This is a genomic window from Flavobacterium okayamense, assembly GCF_019702945.1.
In the GTDB taxonomy this organism is placed as follows: domain Bacteria; phylum Bacteroidota; class Bacteroidia; order Flavobacteriales; family Flavobacteriaceae; genus Flavobacterium; species Flavobacterium okayamense.
Window position 1 is genome coordinate 2522830 of record NZ_AP024749.1, and the last position, 24174, is coordinate 2547003.

Here is a 24174-nt window from a genome sequence, read left to right on the forward strand (position 1 = left end):
AATCATTTGAATTTTTGTATTAAAATTTCACGTATTTCCTTTGCAGTTTCCATTGATATTTTTTTGAATGAATCATAATCTTTTTCGCGTACTAGATTTGAAATTCTCGTAAAATTCAAACTATAATTTGTTAGCATTTTAAAAATTTCTAGCTCTTCTTGTGTTAGTTTTGATTTCACTTTATAATTTAATAATGCTGCTCGAATTAATTCAGATGTACTTACACCTAATTGATTTGCTTTTTTGGTAATTATCCTCTTTTCTAATGTTGAGACTCTTAATTTTAAAATTTTGTTTCGCATTGATTTATTTTTTTGTTTCCCTTTTGTTCATTAAGAACATGAGGGAATGAAAGATTTTTTAAAAACTAGTTACCAAGTTACCAAAGTCACATATAGTCTAAAAGGTAAGTGGTTTTATATACTTTTTTTAAGTTACCTTTCTTACCAAATCAACTATTAAATGGTAAGTTAGGTAACTTATGGTAAGATTAAATTAATAGTCTCTTACCCAGTAAAAAACCAATGTTTAAGCTAGTTAATTTAAACAGAGGTAACTTGGTAAGAATAAACTATAGATTATGTTACTTCATACAATGGCAATGTAATAACCAAGTATCCGTAAACTCCTCTTTCTTTATCCTTAACTCTTTCAAACCCCAATCCAGTCATTGCTTTTCCAATGCTAATATGATTGAGTCTAGGATATTTAATTGATAGAAAATGCATAACATCACTAGCTGTCATAAAAATCGGTTCTGAATCTTTTACAGGAAGTTTAATGTATTTACTGATGACTTCCTGTTCAAATGATACAGTTGCATATTTTAAGTTTCTTTTTTCGTTTTCTTTTACATCATTAAAAGAAAGTTCACAATCAAAACCATTTATAGAAAGAGCATAGGCTTGAGCCCAAACTTTGTCAATATTTATTTCATTTTTATAATCAAAGTTTATAGTTCCTGATAGTTCAAAACATAACCACCTTACACTACCAGTTTCATCATTTAAAAAAGTCGCCATATTGGTGCTTCCAATAAAAGAACATACTCTTGGTAAAATACTATTCTTTCGATCATAGGGCAATCTCTCATTAATTACAGTTTTAGAGAAATATGATTTTAATTGATTTATTTCTTTTTTTGATAAAACAGCTAATTCATCAAGATTAATCAAAAAGTTTTTTGCCAACAAAATTCTAGCATCTTTATCATTTGATATATCCTCGGCAATATAGTTTGAAAGAGTAGGTGGACACATGAAGCGACAAAAAGTACTTTTCCCACTACTTTGTCCTTTATGAACTAAAACCAAAGCTTGTTTATTAAAATAGTCTTCTATAAAAACACATTTAACACACCTTACGCACCATTTTAGAAAATGGTATTCAAATTGCTCTTTATCAAATGTAGGTACATAACTAGACAATTTTTGAATATGAGGTTGGCCATCCCATTCAGGTAGACTTTTAAAATAATCTTTAATTGGATTAAAATTTCCAACAAAATCACTTTTTAATAATGCTAAAAGATTATTTATGGATATTTTAATTCCTCTTTTTTGAAGTTCTATAAAAAGAGAATTTTCATTTAGAGGTTTAAAAACTCCGCAATTATTCTTTCTATATTCGATTTCTAGAGAGACTTCATTAAATCTAAATTCATATTTTTTTGAAAGGTATCTTTCAGTTATATCAAATATATTTGTTACAACTTCCTCTTTTTGGTTATCAATTTCCATAGTAATGCTTTATTGTGGAAAACATTACGTATATTTGTAATGGATTCCGATTAGAAAAAATTTAAGGCGTAATACTTTTGACGAGGTTAACGCCTTTTTTAATTAAGTTACTTTCTACCTGTTTTTCTGTTTTTGCTAATTTTAAAGCTAAGTCAGCATCGACTATTATTTTTCTACCTATTTGAGTGATTGCAGCATCTATTTTTTTGCTCTTTTTTAATCTATTTGCTGTAGGCTTACTACATCCAAATAATTTAGCAATGCCATCTATTCCATAAACATATTTTTTTGAGCTTGGGTCTAACGAAAATTTATTGTCATTTTCAGAAGAATTTTCCTTATTTAACATTAGAAATTCTTCAGTCGTTAGTTGCCATAATGGTTTTTTTAACAATTCTTGAATGTCCATAATTTTAAAATGTTTCATTTAACAATAGTCTTGTACATAGACTTTTAGCGTTCGAACATTGTAAAATTATGTTCTTAAAGAAGGGGAAATAAGGGGATTTAAAAAATAAATTAAATATTAAATATATGGTTATCAGTATTTTATATATTTTTTTTTTAAAATTAAAAGGGGAAAAGATACTTTTTGATACTTTACTAAATCATTTTTGTAAAATTTCATCTAATTCATCAATAAAACGAGCTGCTTTTTTATTATTATTTGATGTCTTATTATACTCTAATTCATTAGATTTCTTTTTATAAAAATCTAAAAAATCTAATTTATTTAAAATTGCTTCTCTCCAAATAGTTCTATTATCAGTATCAATTAAAAGTGATATTCTTTTTATCAAATGACAGATATATATTTTTTTTCCTTTTCTGATTATTAAATCTTTTGAATCATTAGAAAGATTAAAAAAAAGATAAAAATTAATACTTGTAGTTTCTTCAAAATATTCGTCTTTGCAAAATTCAAAAACTTGTGATAAAACTTTAACATCTAAATATTCATTAACTTTTAAAATACCTAGTGGTAAATATTTTTTTAATATGTCTAAAATTTTTACACTCAATATAAAGGTATCATTAAATCTATTTTTTAAAAATTTTAAAGAATATTTCTCTCTTTCTTTTTTTTCATCGTATAATTCATCAAGTTCCTTTTTTTCATCATAATAAATTTCTTTAGCTTGATAATACTCTATTTTTCTCTTTTCAATTTCCTCTAATTTATGACTTCCATAAGCTGTTGCTTCTAAACTTTTATTCGTTTCTTGAAATTTATTTGCTATAGGCTTTATTGAAATCAACTTTTGTTTAATTAAATTGTCATAAAGCCCACTATATTCATAATATAACTCTTTTATATTCAAACCATCTAGAAAAATTTTATTTTCGTTGTAGGATTTAACAAATTGATCAACCTCTGCATAAAGGACTTTTAAAAATTTAGTTTCATTAATATTATTTAAAAGAACAATACTTATTTGATTTGAATCTGAGTATTTATCAAAATAATTACTGATTTCAACTTGTTGATCAAAAGTTATTTTTCTTACACTTAAAATACTATTTAAAAGTCTATTTATTTCTTGGTAATCAACAATTATTCTTTTTAACTCTTCTATCATAATAAATTAAATTTTTGCATTTCACTTGCTTTCAATTCATCAACTACATCAATGTAAGGCTTCATAGCTTTATAGTCACTATGTCCAGTCCATTTCATAACAATTTGAACTGGAATACCAATTGAAAGAGCATAACAAATAAATGTTCTTCTTCCTGCATGAGTGCTTAACAATGCATACTTTGGTGTAATTGTATCTATTCTTTTATTTCCTTTGTAATAGGTTTCATGTACAGGTTCGTCAATACCTGCTAATTCTGCCAACTCCTTAATGTAATCGTTCATCTTTTGATTACTTATAACAGGTAAAGCTCTATCATCTTCAAAATGAATATCTTTATATTTATCAAGTATTTCTCTTGAATAATTATTTAGGTCAATTAAAAGATTATCAGCTGTCTTAACTGTTGTAACTTCAATATGATTCTTTTTTACATTACTTCGTCTTAAATTATTAACATCGGAATATCTAAGAGAACTATAACAACAAAAAATGAATACATCTCTAACTCTTTCGAGATATTGTTTAGTTTCAGGCAATTTGTATTCACGAAGTTTTTTTAATTCTTTAGGAGTAAGAAAAATTACTTTTTTTGGAGTACTTTTTAGTTTAGGTTTGAATGTTTCAAAAGCTAAGTTTTTGTTGTAACCTTTTTGTTTTGACCATCGTAAAAACCATTTCAGGAAACCAATTTGTTTTCCGATTGTACTATTTCGCATTTGTTCTACATCACGAAGAAAAATTACATAATCATTCAACCCTTTTTCATCAAAAAGGTCAAAAGAGAGTTTAGTGCTAAATTTAATTAGATGATTTTTTACACTTGCAAACTTTTCAAATGTAGAATAAGTCCAGTCATTTTGTCTACCACTTTCTTTAGTAAATTCATCAAAAACTTTTAAAAATCCTTTTTTAGAACTCTTTTCTTTTTCATTATCATCTTTGAATAAATTCTTAAATTCTGTTTTAAGTAATTCAGTAGTTGGATTTATATCTTGAGTTTCAAATATTTTGAATATATTTTGAATATTGTTTTCGTATTCCTGGAGTTTCGTATTAATATCAGAAGAGCTCTGTTTTAGTTTATTTGTACAACCATTTTTAACTCTTTGTTTTTTCTCATCCCATTTAGAAGTATCTATTCTAAATCCAGTTGAAAAATCAACACGATTACCCATGAAAATTACTCTCATTCTAATTGGAACATTCTCTACAACAGGAACACCATTCTTTTTTCTGTTTTCAAGTGAGAAAATAACATTACGTTTAATATCAATCATATCATTTGGATGCAAAAGTTACACCCAAATTTACACCCAATTTTTGATATATTCAATGATATTTTATGATTTTTAATGAAATTTAAAATTTGTAATAACTTGCTATATAACAGATTATTAATACTAATTGAAAATTTATGATATTGTAGGTTATAGAGCCTCTTTCTCCGCAGGTAAAGCTTCAGATGAAAATCTGGAGCTTTTTTTATTGAAATACAGAAATAAAAAAATCCCCACTATTTAAGTGAGGATTTTTTTTATGATTTTTGTTTATTATCTTTTCATTGCGAAGTGTGCCTTAAACTCTTTAGCTACTCCGTTTTCTAAATATTCTAAACTAAACCAGTAATCTGTCGATGGTAATTGCTCACCATTATACGTTCCATCCCAACCCGGTCCTACTGTACTTAATTGCTTGATTAACTTACCGTATCTATCAAAAATGTACAACTTCGCCTCTGGTTGGTTTAAACCTATTATATTCCATGTATCATTATATCCATCTCCATTTGGTGTAAAGAAGTTTGGATAATCTATCACCAATACTGTCTCTTGTAAATAAGTACACCCTTGTGAATCGATAACCGTAATAACATGTTCTCCTGCACTTACTCCTGTAAACACATTCGATTCTTGGAATGCTCCACCATCTATCTGATACAATAACATACCATTTCCTCCTGTTACCGTAACAACAACTGTTGCGTTATCACTAAATGCATCAGTTACCGTTGTGATAAAACTTGTCGCTGGATTGGTCTCTATTACACTTACTGTGTTTGAAGTACCCTCACATGAAGTGTCCGTTGAACTTAAATCTCTTACCACTACATAATAACTACCCGCTACAGCTACCTCTAAACTTGGAACTCCTGTTATTGCAATAGGATTAACTGGATCTGATGACTCATACCATGTATACTGATAATTTGTCCCTGGTAATCCTTCAACTGTTAACCAATACGTTTGGAAAACTGTTCCTATATCATTAACACATATCGCACCATCTGTTAAAACCGGTTGTGGATTAGGATTTACATAAACCGTAAAGTCTCTATACTCTCCATCACATCCATTTAATGTAGCCCAAATGCGGTAAACCACATAACCTTGAACATAGGAATCTGTTAATGTTAAAACATCCTCTATTAATAATGGCTCCGGTAATGGTCCGCCTGAACTATATCCCGTTACATTATAATAATCTACAACATCATATATCAATTCTGTCCCCGCTACAAATGGATCTGAAGTGATACTCATCGGCGTAGCTTCTCCATCACATATGTAATATTCTGGTAATCCGTTTGGAACTCCCGGAATAGGATTAACAGTAATTACTTCACTCACTACTGTCGCTCCTGGACATCCATCTCTATAAGGTGTAAAATCAACTTCTATTGTTCCTGATAATCCAGGTGTAGAGTTCTCTAATACTAACATTAATGTACCTGTAGTTATCGTTCCACTTGTAACGCCTCCCACAACAGTAACTCCGGTATTATTTATTACCGACCAATCGTAAGTCGTTCCTCCTAAATTACTCGTTACAGTAAAAGTAACTTCATTGCCTGAACAAATCGTATTCTGATCTACTGAAACAGAACTTATAACCGGATTTGGATTGATTCGAACTGGTACTTGTATCGCATCTCCTGAACAGCCATTAGCAAAAGGGGTAATTGTTATCGTAATATCGCCTATCTGATCCGAATTTATTAATGATAAAACTTGATCTAATGTACTTTGATCTCCATTACTAGGATAAGTAACATTATTGCTAGAAGCCGTATACGTTAAGGTAGTACCCGCTACATTACTTGTCCAGTCTACATGTAAAAACTCTCCATCACATAAAGTTATTGGCAATGGATTATTTATTGTTAATACAGGTCTAGCTGTAATTTCAATTGTTGTTGAAACAGTATAAGAACTACATGCACCGTTTGTAGGTACTAAGTAATTGATTGTATAAAATCCTGGTGTACTATTTTGTGTATTAATTTGACCTGTAGATATATTTATATCCAATCCTGCAGGAACACTTGTATAAGTTCCATTTACACCTGTACCGACAAAAACAATATCTACTGTACCGTGGCTTACACAATAAGATAATAAAGGATAAGAGATTGTTGCTGACAAATAAGGATCAATATTTACTGTTGCAACACTACTATCATCAACACATGGTGCAACTCCTGCTATAATATATTCAAAAGTAGATGTCGTTGCGCCTGGTGCCGGTGTATACGTTCCTGCTCCTGCATTAAACACTCCTCCTGTTCCCGATGTCTGTGTCCAAACGCCACCTGATTGTTCTCCTGTAATTAACGAGAATAAATCGATTGTTGCTGAACTATTATCACAAACTGTTGTATTACCATCTGTTCCAGCATTTGGCTGTGCATTGATATTTATCGTTGCTACACTACTATCATCAATACATGGAGCAACTCCTGCTATTGTATACGTAAACGTTGATGTTGTTGCGCCCGGTGCTGGTGTATAAGTTCCTGCTCCTGCATTAAATGTTCCACCTGTTCCCGATGTCTGTGTCCAAACTCCGCCTGATTGTTCGCCTGTGATTAATGAGAATAAATCGATTGATGCTGTACTACTATCACAAACTGTTGTTGAACCATCTGTTCCAGCATTTGGCTGTGCATTGATATTTATCGTTGCTACACTACTATCATCAATACATGGAGCAACTCCTGCTATTGTATATGTGAATGTTGATGTTGTTGCGCCTGGTGCTGGTGTATACGTTCCTGCTCCTGCATTAAATGTTCCGCCTGTTCCTGAAGTTTGTGTCCAAACTCCGCCTGATTGTTCGCCTGTAATTAATGAGAATAAATCTATTGCAGCCGTACTACTATCACAAACCGTTGTAGAACCATCTGTTCCAGCATTTGGCTGTGCATTTATTGTAATTGTAACTACACTACTATCGTCAACACATGGTGCAACTCCTGCTATTGTATACATAAAGGTTGATGTTGTTGCGCCCGGTGCCGGTGTGTAATTACCTGCTCCTGCGTTAAACGTTCCGCCTGTTCCCGATGTTTGTGTCCAAACTCCGCCTGATTGTTCTCCTGTGATTAACGAGAATAAATCGATTGCTGCGGTACTACTGTCACAAACTGTTGTATTACCATCTGTTCCAGCATTTGGCTGTGCATTGATGTTTATCGTTGCTACACTACTATCATCAATACATGGCGCTACGCCTGCTATTGTATATGTGAATGTTGATGTTGTTGCGCCCGGTGCCGGTGTGTAAGTACCTGCTCCTGCGTTAAACGTTCCGCCTGTTCCCGATGTTTGTGTCCAAACTCCACCTGATTGCTCTCCTGTAATTAATGAGAATAAATCGATTGTTGCTGTACTACTATCACAAACTGTTGTAGAACCATCTGTTCCAGCATTTGGCTGTGCATTGATGTTTATCGTTGCTACACTACTATCATCAATACATGGCGCTACGCCTGCTATTGTATATGTGAATGTTGATGTTGTTGCGCCTGGTGCTGGTGTATACGTTCCTGCTCCTGCATTAAATGTTCCACCAGTTCCTGAAGTTTGTGTCCAAACGCCACCTGATTGCTCTCCTGTAATTAACGAGAATAAATCGATTGTTGCTGTACTACTATCACAAACTGTTGTATTGCCATCTGTTCCAGCATTTGGCTGTGCATTGATATTTATCGTTGCTACACTACTATCATCAATACATGGCGCTACGCCTGCTATTGTATATGTAAATGTCGATGTTGTTGCGCCTGGTGCCGGTGTGTAAGTTCCTGCTCCTGCATTAAACGTTCCGCCTGTTCCCGATGTCTGAGTCCAAACTCCGCCTGATTGTTCGCCTGTAATTAATGAGAATAAATCGATTGTTGCTGTACTACTATCACAAACTGTTGTAGAACCATCTGTTCCAGCATTTGGCTGTGCATTGATATTTATCGTTGCTACACTACTATCATCAATACATGGCGCTACGCCTGCTATTGTATATGTAAACATTGATGTTGTAGCACCTGGTGCTGGTGTATAAGTTCCTGCTCCTGCATTAAACGTTCCGCCTGTTCCCGATGTTTGTGTCCAAACTCCACCTGATTGCTCTCCTGTAATTAATGAGAATAAATCGATTGCTGCGGTACTACTATCACAAACTGTTGTAGAACCATCTGTTCCAGCATTTGGCTGTGCATTGATGTTTATCGTTGCTACACTACTATCATCAATACATGGCGCTACGCCTGCTATTGTATATGTGAATGTTGATGTTGTTGCGCCTGGTGCCGGTGTATACGTTCCTGCTCCTGCATTAAATGTTCCACCAGTTCCTGAAGTTTGTGTCCAAACGCCACCTGATTGTTCTCCTGTAATTAACGAGAATAAATCGATTGTTGCTGTACTACTATCACAAACTGTTGTATTGCCATCTGTTCCAGCATTTGGCTGTGCATTGATATTTATCGTTGCTACACTACTATCATCAATACATGGCGCTACGCCTGCTATTGTATATGTAAATGTCGATGTTGTTGCGCCTGGTGCCGGTGTGTAAGTTCCTGCTCCTGCATTAAACACTCCTCCTGTTCCCGATGTCTGAGTCCAAACTCCGCCTGATTGTTCGCCTGTAATTAATGAGAATAAATCGATTGTTGCTGTACTACTATCACAAACTGTTGTAGAACCATCTGTTCCAGCATTTGGCTGTGCATTGATATTTATCGTTGCTACACTACTATCATCAATACATGGCGCTACGCCTGCTATTGTATATGTAAACATTGATGTTGTAGCACCTGGTGCTGGTGTATACGTTCCTGCTCCTGCATTAAACGTTCCGCCTGTTCCCGATGTTTGTGTCCAAACTCCACCTGATTGCTCTCCTGTAATTAATGAGAATAAATCGATTGCTGCGGTACTACTATCACAAACTGTTGTAGAACCATCTGTTCCAGCATTTGGCTGTGCATTGATGTTTATCGTTGCTACACTACTATCATCAATACATGGCGCTACGCCTGCTATTGTATATGTGAATGTTGATGTTGTTGCGCCTGGTGCCGGCGTATACGTTCCTGCTCCTGCATTAAATGTTCCACCAGTTCCTGAAGTTTGTGTCCAAACGCCACCTGATTGTTCTCCTGTAATTAATGAGAATAAATCGATTGCTGCGGTACTACTGTCACAAACTGTTGTATTACCATCTGTTCCAGCATTTGGCTGTGCATTGATTGTTACAGATGTGGTTGTCACTACTGGTGAACATCCAGGTGTAGCAGGAATAGTATAAGTAACTGTATATGTACCTACAGTAGAAATAGATGGATCAATATCTCCATTTGCAACATTAATTGATAAACCAGTAGGTGCACTATAGCTTCCTCCTGTGTAAACTCCAGTACCATTTAAAGTAACATTTTGTAAAGTGGAATTAGAATTACAAAATGGTGATGAGTAACTAATTGATGCCGTTGGAGGTGTACAATTATTTGACACACATGTTTGATTTGTAAACGTAAAACAAGTCCCAGCTCCACCAACAGGTGTAACTGTAATTAAAACACTATCAGCAGGTACTAATCCTGAAACTACATAATTTAATACATTCCCAACATCTCCAACATTAACTACAGGATTAGAGTTAATTTGGTAACTAATTGTGTAACTAGTAGCCCCTGTAACTGCAGCCCAATTAAACTCAACTGAGGTAGAAGTTAATACTCCGCAACTAATAACAGGAGAAAGTAATGGGTTTATATTTATTGTTGCTACACTACTATCATCAATACATGGTGCTACGCCTGCTATTGTATATGTGAATGTTGATGTTGTTGCGCCTGGTGCTGGTGTATACGTTCCTGCTCCTGCATTAAATGTTCCACCAGTTCCTGAAGTTTGTGTCCAAACGCCACCTGATTGCTCTCCTGTAATTAACGAGAATAAATCGATTGTTGCTGTACTACTATCACAAACTGTTGTATTGCCATCTGTTCCAGCATTTGGCTGTGCATTGATATTTATCGTTGCTACACTACTATCATCAATACATGGCGCTACGCCTGCTATTGTATATGTAAATGTCGATGTTGTTGCGCCTGGTGCCGGTGTGTAAGTTCCTGCTCCTGCATTAAACACTCCTCCTGTTCCCGATGTCTGAGTCCAAACTCCGCCTGATTGTTCGCCTGTAATTAATGAGAATAAATCGATTGTTGCTGTACTACTATCACAAACTGTTGTAGAACCATCTGTTCCAGCATTTGGCTGTGCATTGATGTTTATCGTTGCTACACTACTATCATCAATACATGGTGCTACGCCTGCTATTGTATATGTGAATGTTGATGTTGTTGCGCCTGGTGCTGGTGTATACGTTCCTGCTCCTGCATTAAATGTTCCACCAGTTCCTGAAGTTTGTGTCCAAACTCCACCTGATTGCTCTCCTGTAATTAATGAGAATAAATCGATTGCTGCGGTACTACTATCACAAACTGTTGTAGAACCATCTGTTCCAGCATTTGGCTGTGCATTGATATTTATCGTTGCTACACTACTATCATCAATACATGGCGCTACGCCTGCTATTGTATATGTAAATGTCGATGTTGTTGCGCCTGGTGCCGGTGTGTAAGTTCCTGCTCCTGCATTAAACACTCCTCCTGTTCCCGATGTCTGAGTCCAAACTCCGCCTGATTGTTCGCCTGTAATTAATGAGAATAAATCGATTGTTGCTGTACTACTATCACAAACTGTTGTAGAACCATCTGTTCCAGCATTTGGCTGTGCATTGATATTTATCGTTGCTACACTACTATCATCAATACATGGCGCTACGCCTGCTATTGTATATGTAAATGTCGATGTTGTTGCGCCTGGTGCCGGTGTGTAATTACCTGCTCCTGCGTTAAACGTTCCTCCTGTTCCCGATGTCTGAGTCCAAACTCCGCCTGATTGTTCGCCTGTAATTAATGAGAATAAATCGATTGTTGATGTACTACTATCACAAACTGTTGTATTGCCATCTGTTCCAGCATTTGGCTGTGCATTGACTATAACTGTCGTTGTTGTTGTAACAACTGTAGCACAACATGCACTAGCTGGAATGGTATATGTAACCGTATATGTTATACCTGTAGTACTTGTAGAAGGATCTATTTGACCTGTAGTAGGATTTATAGATAAACCTGCTGGAGTAGCACTAAATGTACCTCCAGTAAATCCGCCAGTTCCCGTTAAAGTAACATTACCTAAAGCTGAATTCTCACAAAATGGATTTCCAACATAACTAATATTAGCAGTTGCACATTGAGGAGCTACATTAATAACAACGTCGCGGGTAAACTGACATCCAAACTCATCTGTTGCAGTAACAGTATATGTAAAGGAGCCTAAATCATTGAAAGGTCCTACTGTAGGAGAGTTATTTAATTGTGTACCAGTACATGTTCCTGTAACAGGACAAGTGTCTGGCCCTGGATCTACTACAACAGTTGTTGTAGTTGTTTGAGTTGGTAATGAAGGTGCACTTGGCGAAACTGTTGACCAAGTTAAATCTGTAATATCTGGAGTAACAAATTCAACAGTTCCATAACAAGCTGCAGGAAAAGTTAAAGACCATCCACTAATAAATCCATCATCCCAAGTAAGGTTATCCGTAATTTGTAATGTCCAAACTCCATTTAAATCTGAACCATTAAGTACAGCAAAAGAATTTGTAGAATTATAAGTTTGAGGTATGTAATTGTTACCTGTCTCACAAGCACCAGTCCAGTTAGCACAAGTACTAGTTGCTGTTGTTGTTGCAGCAGCTGCAGTCCAACTTATTCCTCCTGAATTAACTACAGTATAAGTAGCAGTACAACCTGGCACTCCATCATCTGCTCCATTGGAACAAGTACCAAAATTTGTTCCTCCTCCATGCTGATCATAAACTATTACCGATTGACCAGTAGGTGAGATTAATGTTATCTCTAAATCACCAGAATATGAATGTTCTAGATCAAAAGTTAATGTAGGGTAACATCCAGCATTTAGGGTAGCACCAACCGGAAATAAACCAGTAAAATCTAATGTAGAAGTATAACTAGATCCTGAACCATCTGGTAAAGAAACAGGGCTTCCTGATACAGAAGGAGCTTGTTGGGTAATTGTTTGAGAAGTTGCAATCCCAGTTAAATTAACATTGTCTCCACAATTAATATTAATCGGACCTGTTGTTGTTCCAGTAAAATCAGCATCGGGTAAAACTCTTACTACCCTAGTCTCTGAATTAGTATTTGCACAACCTAATGGATTATTATCTTGAACCTTTAAAGAAACATTGTAAACTCCAATCCCTGGAAAAGTATGAGTAGTGGTAGGTGAAGCTGTTGTAGTAGTTGTTCCATCATTCCAATCCCAAATATATGAAGTAATAGGGTTCCCAACAGGTGAATATGAAGGTGATGCATCAAATGCAACTGTTAGAGATCCTGGATTAACAGCATTTGGAGAACAAATATTAACAGTTGAATTGTCAGCCATTTGAGCTACCGGTGGTGTACAAGGGGTTGAACAAGCTATGGTTGATGTCCAACCAGCGAAACTCGTTCCCGAATCGGATACAAAATGAAAAGTTAAACATCCATCTGGACTTGTTGAAAAAACAGTAAAAGGAACTGGTGGTGTACCCATAAGTACATCATCTGCAGGACCAGTCATAGAGTTTCCTTGCCAAATTTCTAAATAATCAAAACCGTCTTCAGTGTTAAATGCTGTAAATGTTATTGCTACAACTGTACCGGGTGTAGAAGGACAAAATGTAACGCTACTATCTTGGTTATTAGCATAATTTCCAGCACCATCTCTAAAAGTTCCTGAACAAGTTGAATAAGATGCGGTACCTGTTCCGGTAGGCATATTATAAGTTTGCCCATAAGTAATGCTTATTGCGAAAAGCAATAATAATTGCAATAGGTAATTGTTTCTCATAGGTTAAATTATATGGTAGTAAGTTTTTCTTTAAGTGTTTGATCAAAAGCAAAAATATACCAAAGCTCTTCTTTTGAGTATATTTTCTTAACCTTGTCTGAAAGTGAATTGATAAACAAATTTCCATTTTCTAAATATTTAAAATACTCTGGATTAGAATTTTTTAAAGTAGAAATTTCATTTTCAGGAATATCTTTTAAAAATTTTAAATCTTTATTTGAATAGTCTTGATTTGTAAATTTAGTATCATCTAATTTAAAAGATAAATCGATAATTGATTTTTTAGGATGAAGTTTATAACCTGGAGGTAAATTATAATTTTTGTTATTTGTTTGGGAATATATGTTTATCGCAAAAACAAATAAAATAAGTAGTAAAGCTTTTTTCATGAAATTAACATTTGATAAGGATTAAAACATCTAAAATTAATTTTTTTTTAACAAATACAAAACTTTTGGAGATATTTTTTAACTTTTTAACGAATAAATTTAACTAATCAAAAAATTCCCTTTTAAAAACATTATATAAAAATTAACAATTTGGTATCCTTTTTTTATTTTATATTTGAAAAATTCAATCATGAAAACTAATAAATAGTATTAGAATGAAAAAAATTTCACTTTTCGCTTTAGCTATAATCTTAGCAAGTTGTGCTTCTTCTAAGTCTCAAAAACAAGCAGATGTATCAAAATACATGAATACAATTACACCAGACGAATTAAAAACTCATTTATATATAGTTGCTTCAGACGAAAATGAAGGTCGTGATACAGGTAGTAAAGGACAAAAAAAAGCTGGTAAATATTTAATTTCTCAATATGAGAAAAATGGAATTAGTTACCCTAAAGAAGGAAATGGATGGTACCAAAAAGTTCCTTCAGAATTTATGGCAAGAGGATTTGCTCCAAAACTTCCTGATTCTGAAAACATTTGGGCCTTCATTGAAGGAACTGACAAAAAAGATGAAATCGTTGTTATTTCCGCACATTATGATCACGTAGGCATGAAAAACGGTGAAGTTTATAATGGAGCTGATGATGATGGTTCAGGGACTGTCTCATTGCTAGAAATTGCTCAAGCATTTAAACAAGCTGAAAAAGAGGGTTTTAAACCTAAACGCTCAATATTGTTTTTACATGTAACAGGGGAAGAGCACGGACTGCATGGTTCTCGATATTATTCTGAAAATCCATTGTTTCCAATGGAAAAAACTGTTGCCGATATTAATATTGATATGATTGGTCGTCGTGATACGCTTCACCCAGATACAAATAATTATGTTTATGTAATTGGTTCGGACAGACTAAGTAGTGAACTTCATGCAATTAATGAAGAAATGAACAATAAATACACTAAAATGGAGCTAGATTATAAATACAATGATAGAAATGATCCTGAGCGTATATATTACAGATCTGATCATTATAATTTTGCTAAACATGGAGTTCCTGCGATTTTCTATTTTAACGGAATTCATGCTGATTATCATATGCCTAGCGATACTCCTGATAAAATTGAATATGATGCTTTAGCCAAAAGAGCTCAATTAGCATTTTTAGTGGCATGGGAATTAGCAAACAGACCTGAAAAAATTAAAGTCGATAGAGACGGGAAGTAATTACAATTAATTAAATTACTAATTATGATATAAAAAATCCGAGCATTGCTCGGATTTTTTATATCATAATTAAACTATTTAATTTTCAATTAAAAAACAAACATAGGCTTATCAGCCATAAAGTCGTTTACTTCTTCAGCTACTTGCTCTAATACAGCTTCATCTTGGAAATTCATAATAACCTTATCGATTAAAGCAACGATAGTTTCCATATCCGCTTCAACTAATCCTCTTGTTGTAATTGCTGGAGTACCAACACGAATTCCAGATGTTACAAATGGTGATTTATCATCAAAAGGAACCATATTTTTATTAACCGTAATTTCAGCTTTTACCAAAGCATTTTCTGCTTCTTTACCAGTAATATTTTTATTCCTCAAGTCAATTAACATCATATGATTATCTGTTCCACCAGAAATTATATCATAACCTCTACTCACAAATGCATTAGCCATCGCTTTTGCATTTTTTTGCACTTGAAGTGTGTAATTGAAAAAGTTTTCAGTTAAAGCTTCTCCAAAAGCCACAGCTTTAGCTGCAATAATATGCATTAAGGGTCCACCTTGGTTTCCAGGAAAAACAGCCATATCTAAAACATGACTCATCATTCTGATTTCACCTTTTGGAGTTTTTAACCCCCATGGATTTTCAAAGTCTTTACCCATCAAAATCATACCACCTCTTGGACCTCTTAAAGTTTTATGAGTTGTAGTAGTTACTATATGACAATGTGGAATTGGATCGCTTAACAAACCTTTCGCGATTAAACCAGCTGGATGTGATACATCAGCCAATAATAGTGCTCCTACACTATCAGCTATTTCTCTGAAACGTTTAAAGTCCATATCACGAGAATAAGCAGAAGCACCGGCAATAATTAATTTTGGTTTTTCAGCAGAAGCAATTTCTTGAATTTTATTATAATTTAATCTACCTGTCTCCTTCTCTACACCATAGAAAACTGGACTGTATAATTTCCCAGAAAAATTTACAGGAGAACCGTGCGTTAAATGTCCGCCATGTGATAAATCAAATCCTAAAATTTTATCTCCTGGTTGTAGACAAGCAGCAAAAACAGCAGTATTAGCTTGTGAACCTGAATGCGGTTGAACATTAACATATTCTGCTCCAAAAAGTTCTTTAGCTCTATCAATTGCAATTTGTTCAACAATATCAACTACTTCACATCCACCATAGTATCTTTTACCAGGATACCCTTCAGCATATTTATTAGTTAAACAAGATCCTGCAGCTTCCATAACTTGGTCGCTAACAAAATTTTCAGAAGCTATTAATTCAATACCGTGTTGTTGTCTATCTTGCTCGTCAAGAATTAAGTCAAAAATTTGTTCGTCGCGTCGCATTTCTTTAGTAATTCGTTAAAATTTGCTCAAAATTACGAAAAAGGTTTGTTAAATAGACAGTAAAGTTTATATTTGATTTATATTTTTTCAACAACAAACTAACAACTTATTATGCCAAATATAGCAAACGACCCAAACAGAAAATCTTGGATTTATGTGAAAGAAAATTGCGATTTCCCAATCCAAAATATTCCATTTGGAGTGTTCATAACAAAAAACAACGATATCACAATTGGAACCCGAATTGGTGAAACTGCTATCGACATGGGAGCTTTACAGCGACTTGGTTATTTTGATGGGATTGAGCTAACAGACGACATGTTTATGCAAGATACCTTAAACGACTTTATTTCTGATGGAAAAAAAACATGGCGCTTGGTAAGAAATCGCCTTGCAGAACTTTTTGATGCTGAAAATCCAAAATTAAGAGATAACGCAGAACACAAAGAAATAATCTTATTCAATGTTTCTGAAATTGAGATGCTATTGCCTGTTCAAATTGGAGATTATACCGACTTCTATAGTAGTAAAGAACATGCGACAAACGTTGGTAAAATGTTTCGTGATCCAGAAAATGCTTTATTACCAAACTGGTTACACATTCCTGTAGGTTATCATGGTAGAAGTTCTACAATTGTTCCTAGTGGTGTTCCAGTGAGACGACCAAACGGACAAACGTTACCTGCTGGTGAAACTCAACCTGTTTTTGGGCCTTCAAAATTAGTAGATTTTGAATTAGAAACTGCTTTTATAACAACTGATGCTAATTTAATGGGAGAACCAATTCCTGTTTCAGAAGCCGAAGATTATATTTTTGGAATGGTGCTTTTCAATGATTGGAGTGCTCGAGATATTCAAAAATGGGAATATGTTCCTTTAGGGCCATTTCTTGCTAAAAATTTTGCGTCTTCAATTTCACCATGGATTGTAACCATGGATGCTTTAGAACCTTTCAGAGTTAAAGGCCCTGAACAATCTCCTACTCCTTTATCGTATTTACAGCAAGAAGGAGCACACGCTTTTGATATTAATTTACAAGTTGCAATTCAACCAGAAAATAAAGAAGAAACAGTAGTTTCAAATTCAAACTTTAAATATATGTATTGGTCAATGTCGCAACAATTAGCACATCACACAGTTAATGGTTGTCGTGTTAATTCTGGTGATATGATGGGAAGTGGTACAATTTCTGGACCTACAGAAGATAGTTTTGGTTCAATGCTTGAATTGACTTGGGGTGGAAAAAATCCAATTCAAATGAAAGACGGAAGTGAAAGAAAATTCATCAACGATAACGATACTGTTATTATTCGTGGTTATTGTAAAAATAATGATGTAAGAATTGGTTTTGGAGAATGTTCTTCGAAATTACTTCCTGCAGTTGAGATAAAATAAAAAAGTAAAAAAACCGGAAATTAATTTCCGGTTTTTTTTTAATTAAAGAATTGGCATCTTTTTTGTTTTGAGCATTTAAACGAAAGATATAAGCAATTCTATTTTCTAGCAATCAAAAAATTATATCTTTGCCAAAATCAATATTTTATGAAGAAAATTACCTTCCTATTTTTAAGCCTAATTGTTATAAGTTGTGGAGTAAAAAGTACTGAATCTTTACTTAACACAGGAAATTATGACGCTGCAATTGATAAAACTGTAAATGCACTACGTACAAATAAAACTTCAAAAGGAAAGCAAGATTATGTTTATCTTTTAGAAGAAGCTTTTGCAAAAGCAAAAGCAAGAGATCTTGAATCTATAAAATTATTATCAGTTGAGAATAATCCTGCAAACTATGAGCGAATTTTTAATCTTTATAACCAACTTCATAACCGTCAGGAAAGAATAAAACCTTTACTTCCACTTCCATTACATAATGAAGGAAGAAATGCAATTTTCCCAATGGATAATTATTCTGAAAAAATTGTTTCAAGTAAAAACAATTTATCTGGATACTTATATTCTAATGCAAGAAAATTGATGCAGTCTAATAATAAAATGAACTATCGTCAAGCGTTTGATGATTTAAGTTATTTAGATCAATTAAATCCAAATTATAAAGATGTAAGAACTTTGATGGATGAAGCTCAATATAAAGGTACTGACTTTGTTCACGTTTCTACTAAAAATGAAACGGGAATGGTAATTCCGAAACGTTTACAAGATGATTTATTAGATTTTAGCACTTTTGGATTAAATGACAAATGGACTGTTTATCATAATAATCGCCAACAAAGTGTTTATTATGATTATGGAATGATTGTTAACTTCCGCCAAATAAATATGTCGCCAGAACAAGTTCGTGAAAAGCAATTTATCAAAGAAAAACAAATTAAAGACGGTGTAAAAAATCTTCTTGATGCCAATGGTAATACTGTTAAAGACAGTTTAGGGAACCCTATAAAAGTTGACAACTTCAAAACTATTTCAGTAAATATTTATGAATTTACGCAATTTAAATCGTGCCAAGTAACAGCAAAAGTAGATTATATTGATTTTAGAAGTAATCAGTTAATCGAAACTTTCCCACTAGCAAGCGAATTTGTTTTTGAATATATATATGCAAACTACAATGGAGATAAACGTGCTTGTGAAGAAACGTATTATCAATATTTCGACAGAAGAGCTGTTCCATTTCCAACTAACGAACAAATGATATTTGACTCTGGTGAAGATTTAAAAGCCAAATTAAAAGCAATTATTACAAATAATCGATTCAGAAGATAAATAAAAAAGCAACTCGGTGAGTTGCTTTTTTTATACATATTTTTCTAAAGCTTCTGCTTCAATATCACTGTGCGAAGCATCATAAACTGCTACTCCATTTTTAATTACAATTAATTGTGGAGATTGATGAATTACTTGAAAACGATTTGCAATTTCATTTGAAACATCACGATGATTTAATAAATCGAGAAAATACAAGTCTACTTTATTTTCTATATTATATTCGCTCTCAAATTGTTTTAAAGTAAACCTACTTATACTACAACGTGTACTATGTTTGAAAATTCCAATAGTTTTATCATTCGAATTTTCTACAATTTCATCTAATTGAGAAAATTCTGTTAAAGGAATCCAATTCACTTTTGAATTTACTTCGCTGTTCTCGCTACCAAATATTTTATCAAAAAAACTCATGATTTGTCATATTTTACGACATTTTGACCGATTAAAAAAGTATAAATCACTTAAAATCAGTCATTTTGTCTTATTTTTTACATTGGAACATAAATTGACTTATGCTATACAAAGTTAGTAAAACAACTTAAAAATAACTTGAAAGGAAAATTTTATATATGAACTTAAAAAACTTAACTATTAAATCGCAAGAAGCCTTACAACAAGCACAACAAATTGCCCAAGGTTTCGGACATCAACAACTTGAAAATGAACATATTTTCAAAGGTATTTTAGAAGTTGATGAAAATGTAACGCCGTTTCTTTTGAAAAAACTAAACGTAAATGTTGACTTATTTAAACAAATTTTAGACAGCACTTTACAAAGTTTTCCAAAAGTTAGTGGTGGAGAGATTATGCTTTCTCGAGATGCTGGCTCTACTTTAACAGAAGCCAACATTATTGCAAAAAAAATGAACGACGAATATGTTTCTATCGAGCATTTAATTTTAGCCATTTTTAAATCTAAAAGTAAAGTAGCACAAATCTTAAAAGATCAAGGTGTAACCGAAAAAGGTTTAGAAGCTGCCATTGCTGAATTACGCAAAGGAGAACGAGTAACCTCAGCATCGGCCGAAGAAACGTATAATGCATTAAATAAATATGCTAAAAATCTATGCGAATTAGCTAGAAATGGAAAACTTGACCCAGTAATTGGTCGTGATGAAGAAATTCGTAGAGTTTTACAAATTTTAACACGTAGAACCAAAAACAACCCAATGTTAATTGGTGAACCTGGTGTTGGTAAAACGGCAATCGCAGAAGGTTTAGCGCATAGAATTGTAGATGGTGACGTTCCAGAAAACTTAAAAGATAAAATCATTTATTCACTCGATATGGGTGCACTTATTGCTGGTGCAAAATACAAAGGTGAATTTGAAGAACGATTAAAATCGGTTGTAAAAGAAGTCACTTCTGGTGATGGTGAAATTGTATTATTCATTGATGAAATTCACACACTAGTTGGTGCTGGTGGTGGCGAAGGCGCAATGGATGCGGCAAACATCTTAAAGCCAGCTTTAGCACGTGGAGAACTAAGAGCAATTGGTGCGACGACTTTAGATGAATACCAAAAGTATTTTGAAAAAGATAAAGCACTTGAAAGACGTTTTCAAAAAGTAATGGTTGATGAACCTGATACGGAAAGTGCGATTTCAATTTTACGTGGTATTAAAGAGAAATACGAAACACATCATAAAGTTCGCATTAAAGATGATGCAATTATAGCTGCGGTAGAATTGTCGCAACGTTATATTACGAATCGTTTTCTACCAGATAAAGCTATTGACTTAATGGACGAAGCCGCTTCTAAATTACGTATGGAAATCAATTCGAAACCAGAAGAATTAGATGTTTTGGATCGTAAAATTATGCAGTTAGAAATTGAAATTGAAGCGATTAAACGTGAGAACGATGATGTAAAATTGAAAACATTAAATCTTGAATTGGCGAATTTAAAAGAAGAACGTAACGAGATTTTTGCCAAATGGAAATCAGAGAAAGATGTAGTTGAAAATATTCAAAATGTAAAACAAGAAATTGAAGATTTCAAATTGGAAGCTGAACGTGCTGAACGTGAAGGTGATTATGGAAAAGTGGCCGAATTACGTTACGGAAAAATTAAAGAGGCTCAAGAAAAATTAGATGCTTTTCAAAAAGAATTACAAGAAAATCAACAAGGGCAAACTTTAATAAAAGAAGAAGTTACGCATGATGATATTGCTGAAGTTGTCGCAAAATGGACTGGAATTCCTGTAACGAAAATGCTTCAAAGCGAACGCGAAAAATTGTTGAAACTAGAAGACGAATTACACAAACGCGTTGTAGGCCAAGAAGAAGCTATTGAAGCCATAAGTGATGCCGTTCGAAGAAGTCGTGCTGGTTTACAAGATGCGAAAAAACCAATTGGTTCTTTCTTATTCTTAGGAACAACTGGTGTTGGTAAAACTGAATTAGCCAAAGCATTAGCTGAATATCTTTTCGATGATGAAAATGCTATTACGCGTATTGATATGAGCGAATATCAAGAGCGTCATAGTGTAAGCCGATTAGTTGGTGCACCTCCAGGATATGTTGGCTATGATGAAGGCGGACAATTAACAGAAGCGGTTCGTAGAAAACCCTACTCTGTTGTATTGTTAGATGAAATTGAAAAAGCTCATCCTGATACTTTTAATATTTTATTACAAGTTTTAGATGAAGGTCGCTTAACAGATAATAAAGGTCGTGTAGCTGATTTTAAAAACACTATTATAATTATGACGTCTAATATGGGGAGTCATATTATTCAAGAAAAATTTGAAAATCTAAAAGGTAGTATTGAAAGTGCTGCTGAAGCAGCAAAAGTGGAAGTTTTAGGTTTATTAAAACAAACGGTTCGCCCAGAGTTTATTAATCGTATTGATGAGATAGTAATGTTTACTCCATTAACGCAAGCTAATATTAAACAAATTGTTGGCTTACAATTAAAAAGTGTTACTAAAATGCTAGCACACCAACACATTACAATGGATGCAACTCCAGAAGCTATAGATTATTTAGCTATAAAAGGATACGATCCAGAGTTTGGAGCACGACCGGTAAAAAGAGTTATTCAAAGAGAAGTTTTAAACGAACTTTCTAAAGAAATTCTATCGGGGAATATTAAAACCGATAGCATAATATTATTAGATAGTTTCGATGGAAAATTAGTTTTTAGAAATCAAGAATAAAATAGTTTTTTTTCATACAATTAGGTTTGGTTAGTTTTTAAAAAGGCTTGGAAGTTATCCAAGCCTTTTTTGTATTCAATTTCAATTAATCCTTTAAAATCTCACCTGATGGTGAAAGTATAATTCGTTTTGTTTTGTTACCGTTTTTAATTTTTAGTTTATATTGTTTTTTTAAAACATCTCCATCTGCTTGAGTATATAAATACTTGTCGTTTACGATACCCCAACCTGGATAATTTTTAAAAACAGAAAATATAATCTTATCTGGTAATGTTACATTCTCATATTTTTCAACAACATGTACTAACTTTCCGTTTTGATTATATGTTGCTGTTAAAGTACCTTTATCATTTCTCATTAACACTAAAAAATTATCATATCCTTGATAATCTTTGCCTAAGTTGTATGCAATGAAATGGTTTTGTAAATTTTGAACACTTAAGTCCGGGTTTTTATCTGTTAAATAAAATGAAAAGTCATCACCAATTTTAGTAATTACAATTTCTGGAAGATCTTCTAATTCAATATTCTCTTCAATTATTGAATTTTGTGAATTAGATTGCGCGTGAGTTAATAGCACAGAGCAAAACATAAAAATGATTGGAATTGTCTTCATAATGTTGGCCTTTTTATTCGATTAACTCATTAAGATTAGTTAATAACAGGACTTACAAGGTTTATAATTTCTTCCCCTTTTTGTTAATTAATAAGACATCATTTTAATTGCATTCTATTTAAATTTTAGTTTACCCAAAATTAACTACTTCTATTAATTTATCACGTTAATTTATTTTCTAATTATACTTAATAAAATGTTATTTATTCTTTTAAACAAGCATTAAATCGATATAAATTATAGCTGTAAAAATTTTACTAATAAATACGTTAAAAAGGCTTAGTTAAACTAAGCCTTATAAATTTTATCCTTTTAAAATTTCACCATTAGGTGTTACAAGTAATCTTTTTGTTTCTCTCCCTTTTTTTATTTTAACTTTATAATGTTTTTTTAATACATCACCATCAGTTTGGGTGTACATGTATTTATCATCAACAATTCCCCAATCTGGAAATTTTTTTATGACGGAATAAATAACACTACTCGGCAACCTAACATTTTCATATTTTTCAACAACTTTTATTAATTTACCTTTATGATTATAGGTAGCTGTTAAAGTTCCTTTCGCATTATTCATAATAACCAAATAATTATCATACCCTTCAAAGTCTTTTCCTAATTCATAAGCTATGAAATAATCTTGAAGTTGCCTAACATCTGTGTCAGGGTTTCTATCTGGTAAGTAAACTGAAAAATCTTCTCCAATTTTCTTTAATACAATTTCGGGTAATTCTTCAATTTTAAAATCTTCGTTTTCATTATTATTGGTTGTTTGAGAAAAACCAATTGTAGAAAAACTAACTAATAAAAATAAAATAATTGCTTTCATAATTGTCCGTTTTTTGATTAATGATTGTGATATAATTAAATCAATAACAAATAAATGAAGGCTTAAAAATTTCTTCCCCTTTTAGTTGAATTACTTTTGTTACTGACAGATTTTAAATCTTTTTCATTGAGGCAAAAAGGACTTGTCTCAAAATTACCCAATAAACTAAAATTTCAATGTTAACAAATACCTTATAATTAGTTAATTAACAATCTATTGGATTAACAAAAAACTTTGTTAAAAGTATATTTAAAATTAAAAAATTATCACGA

15 protein-coding genes are annotated in these 24174 nt (G+C 33.0%); 4 read left to right on the plus strand and 11 right to left on the minus strand.

The features are described 5' to 3' along the window. Nucleotides 1-2: 2 nt before the first annotated feature. From KK2020170_RS11875 to KK2020170_RS11905, 7 genes are all read right to left on the minus strand, one after another. Nucleotides 3-302 (minus strand): plasmid mobilization protein, encoded by a 300-nt coding sequence (locus KK2020170_RS11875; protein ID WP_221258536.1) that lies wholly within the window; start codon nt 300-302, stop codon nt 3-5. 276 nt (nt 303-578) lie between these two features. Next, nucleotides 579-1739: a virulence-associated E family protein gene (locus KK2020170_RS11880; protein ID WP_221258537.1), complete on the minus strand. Its 1161-nt coding sequence runs from the start codon at nt 1737-1739 to the stop codon at nt 579-581. A gap of 61 nt (nt 1740-1800) precedes the next feature. Further along, nucleotides 1801-2148 (minus strand): DUF3853 family protein, encoded by a 348-nt coding sequence (locus KK2020170_RS11885; RefSeq protein ID WP_221258538.1) that lies wholly within the window; start codon nt 2146-2148, stop codon nt 1801-1803. Between the two features lie 199 nt (nt 2149-2347). Continuing rightward, on the minus strand, nt 2348-3319 hold the full coding sequence (locus tag KK2020170_RS11890) for a hypothetical protein (protein WP_221258539.1): 972 nt from the start codon (nt 3317-3319) through the stop codon (nt 2348-2350). Further along, nucleotides 3316-4599 carry a site-specific integrase gene (locus KK2020170_RS11895; RefSeq protein ID WP_430622302.1) on the minus strand — a complete coding sequence of 428 codons (1284 nt, stop codon included), beginning with the start codon at nt 4597-4599 and terminating at the stop codon, nt 3316-3318. The genes KK2020170_RS11890 and KK2020170_RS11895 overlap by 4 nt, the downstream gene beginning before the upstream one ends. 273 nt (nt 4600-4872) lie before the next feature. Further along, entirely contained in the window at nt 4873-13587 is an 8715-nt protein-coding gene (locus KK2020170_RS11900) for a T9SS type B sorting domain-containing protein (protein ID WP_221258540.1), read from the minus strand. Nucleotides 13588-13595: 8 nt separating this feature from the next. Continuing rightward, nucleotides 13596-13976: a hypothetical protein gene (locus KK2020170_RS11905; RefSeq protein WP_221258541.1), complete on the minus strand. Its 381-nt coding sequence runs from the start codon at nt 13974-13976 to the stop codon at nt 13596-13598. A 215-nt stretch (nt 13977-14191) separates the two neighbouring features. Between KK2020170_RS11905 and KK2020170_RS11910 the strand changes: the two genes are divergently transcribed. After that, the gene (locus tag KK2020170_RS11910; RefSeq protein WP_221258542.1) at nt 14192-15205 is read left to right on the plus strand and encodes a M28 family metallopeptidase; all 1014 of its coding nucleotides are present in this window, start codon (nt 14192-14194) and stop codon (nt 15203-15205) included. Nucleotides 15206-15294: 89 nt separating this feature from the next. Here KK2020170_RS11910 and glyA read toward each other — a convergent pair whose 3' ends face one another. Further along, nucleotides 15295-16569 carry a serine hydroxymethyltransferase gene (gene glyA, locus KK2020170_RS11915; protein WP_221258543.1) on the minus strand — a complete coding sequence of 425 codons (1275 nt, stop codon included), beginning with the start codon at nt 16567-16569 and terminating at the stop codon, nt 15295-15297. A gap of 111 nt (nt 16570-16680) precedes the next feature. Here glyA and fahA point away from each other — a divergent pair, with 111 nt between their 5' ends. Beyond that, nucleotides 16681-17964 (plus strand): fumarylacetoacetase, encoded by a 1284-nt coding sequence (gene fahA / locus KK2020170_RS11920; RefSeq protein ID WP_221258544.1) that lies wholly within the window; start codon nt 16681-16683, stop codon nt 17962-17964. 147 nt (nt 17965-18111) lie between these two features. Further along, entirely contained in the window at nt 18112-19293 is a 1182-nt protein-coding gene (locus KK2020170_RS11925; protein ID WP_221258545.1) for a hypothetical protein, read from the plus strand. Nucleotides 19294-19323: 30 nt separating this feature from the next. Here the strand turns inward: KK2020170_RS11925 and ytxJ are convergent, their stop codons facing one another. Further along, the gene (ytxJ, locus tag KK2020170_RS11930) at nt 19324-19707 is read right to left on the minus strand and encodes a bacillithiol system redox-active protein YtxJ (protein ID WP_221258546.1); all 384 of its coding nucleotides are present in this window, start codon (nt 19705-19707) and stop codon (nt 19324-19326) included. Nucleotides 19708-19865: 158 nt separating this feature from the next. On the opposite strand from ytxJ, the gene clpB reads away from it, so the two are divergent. Further along, complete coding sequence (gene clpB, locus KK2020170_RS11935) at nt 19866-22457, plus strand: ATP-dependent chaperone ClpB (RefSeq protein WP_221258547.1); 2592 nt, start codon at nt 19866-19868, stop codon at nt 22455-22457. 85 nt (nt 22458-22542) lie between these two features. Here the strand turns inward: clpB and KK2020170_RS11940 are convergent, their stop codons facing one another. Continuing rightward, complete coding sequence (locus KK2020170_RS11940; protein WP_221258548.1) at nt 22543-23073, minus strand: hypothetical protein; 531 nt, start codon at nt 23071-23073, stop codon at nt 22543-22545. Between the two features lie 304 nt (nt 23074-23377). After that, on the minus strand, nt 23378-23902 hold the full coding sequence (locus tag KK2020170_RS11945) for a hypothetical protein (protein WP_221258549.1): 525 nt from the start codon (nt 23900-23902) through the stop codon (nt 23378-23380). Between the last annotated feature and the right edge of the window lie 272 nt (nt 23903-24174).

Bases quoted from the DNA above. Each gene is read 5' to 3' on its own strand.
- KK2020170_RS11875 (WP_221258536.1), bottom strand. From the start codon at position 302: ATGCGAAACAAAATTTTAAAATTAAGAGTCTCAACATTAGAAAAGAGG.
- KK2020170_RS11880 (WP_221258537.1), bottom strand. From the start codon at position 1,739: ATGGAAATTGATAACCAAAAAGAGGAAGTTGTAACAAATATATTTGAT.
- KK2020170_RS11885 (WP_221258538.1), bottom strand. From the start codon at position 2,148: ATGGACATTCAAGAATTGTTAAAAAAACCATTATGGCAACTAACGACT.
- KK2020170_RS11890 (WP_221258539.1), bottom strand. From the start codon at position 3,319: ATGATAGAAGAGTTAAAAAGAATAATTGTTGATTACCAAGAAATAAAT.
- KK2020170_RS11895 (WP_430622302.1), bottom strand. From the start codon at position 4,599: ATGATTGATATTAAACGTAATGTTATTTTCTCACTTGAAAACAGAAAA.
- KK2020170_RS11900 (WP_221258540.1), bottom strand. From the start codon at position 13,587: ATGAGAAACAATTACCTATTGCAATTATTATTGCTTTTCGCAATAAGC.
- KK2020170_RS11905 (WP_221258541.1), bottom strand. From the start codon at position 13,976: ATGAAAAAAGCTTTACTACTTATTTTATTTGTTTTTGCGATAAACATA.
- KK2020170_RS11910 (WP_221258542.1), top strand. From the start codon at position 14,192: ATGAAAAAAATTTCACTTTTCGCTTTAGCTATAATCTTAGCAAGTTGT.
- glyA (WP_221258543.1), bottom strand. From the start codon at position 16,569: ATGCGACGCGACGAACAAATTTTTGACTTAATTCTTGACGAGCAAGAT.
- fahA (WP_221258544.1), top strand. From the start codon at position 16,681: ATGCCAAATATAGCAAACGACCCAAACAGAAAATCTTGGATTTATGTG.
- KK2020170_RS11925 (WP_221258545.1), top strand. From the start codon at position 18,112: ATGAAGAAAATTACCTTCCTATTTTTAAGCCTAATTGTTATAAGTTGT.
- ytxJ (WP_221258546.1), bottom strand. From the start codon at position 19,707: ATGAGTTTTTTTGATAAAATATTTGGTAGCGAGAACAGCGAAGTAAAT.
- clpB (WP_221258547.1), top strand. From the start codon at position 19,866: ATGAACTTAAAAAACTTAACTATTAAATCGCAAGAAGCCTTACAACAA.
- KK2020170_RS11940 (WP_221258548.1), bottom strand. From the start codon at position 23,073: ATGAAGACAATTCCAATCATTTTTATGTTTTGCTCTGTGCTATTAACT.
- KK2020170_RS11945 (WP_221258549.1), bottom strand. From the start codon at position 23,902: ATGAAAGCAATTATTTTATTTTTATTAGTTAGTTTTTCTACAATTGGT.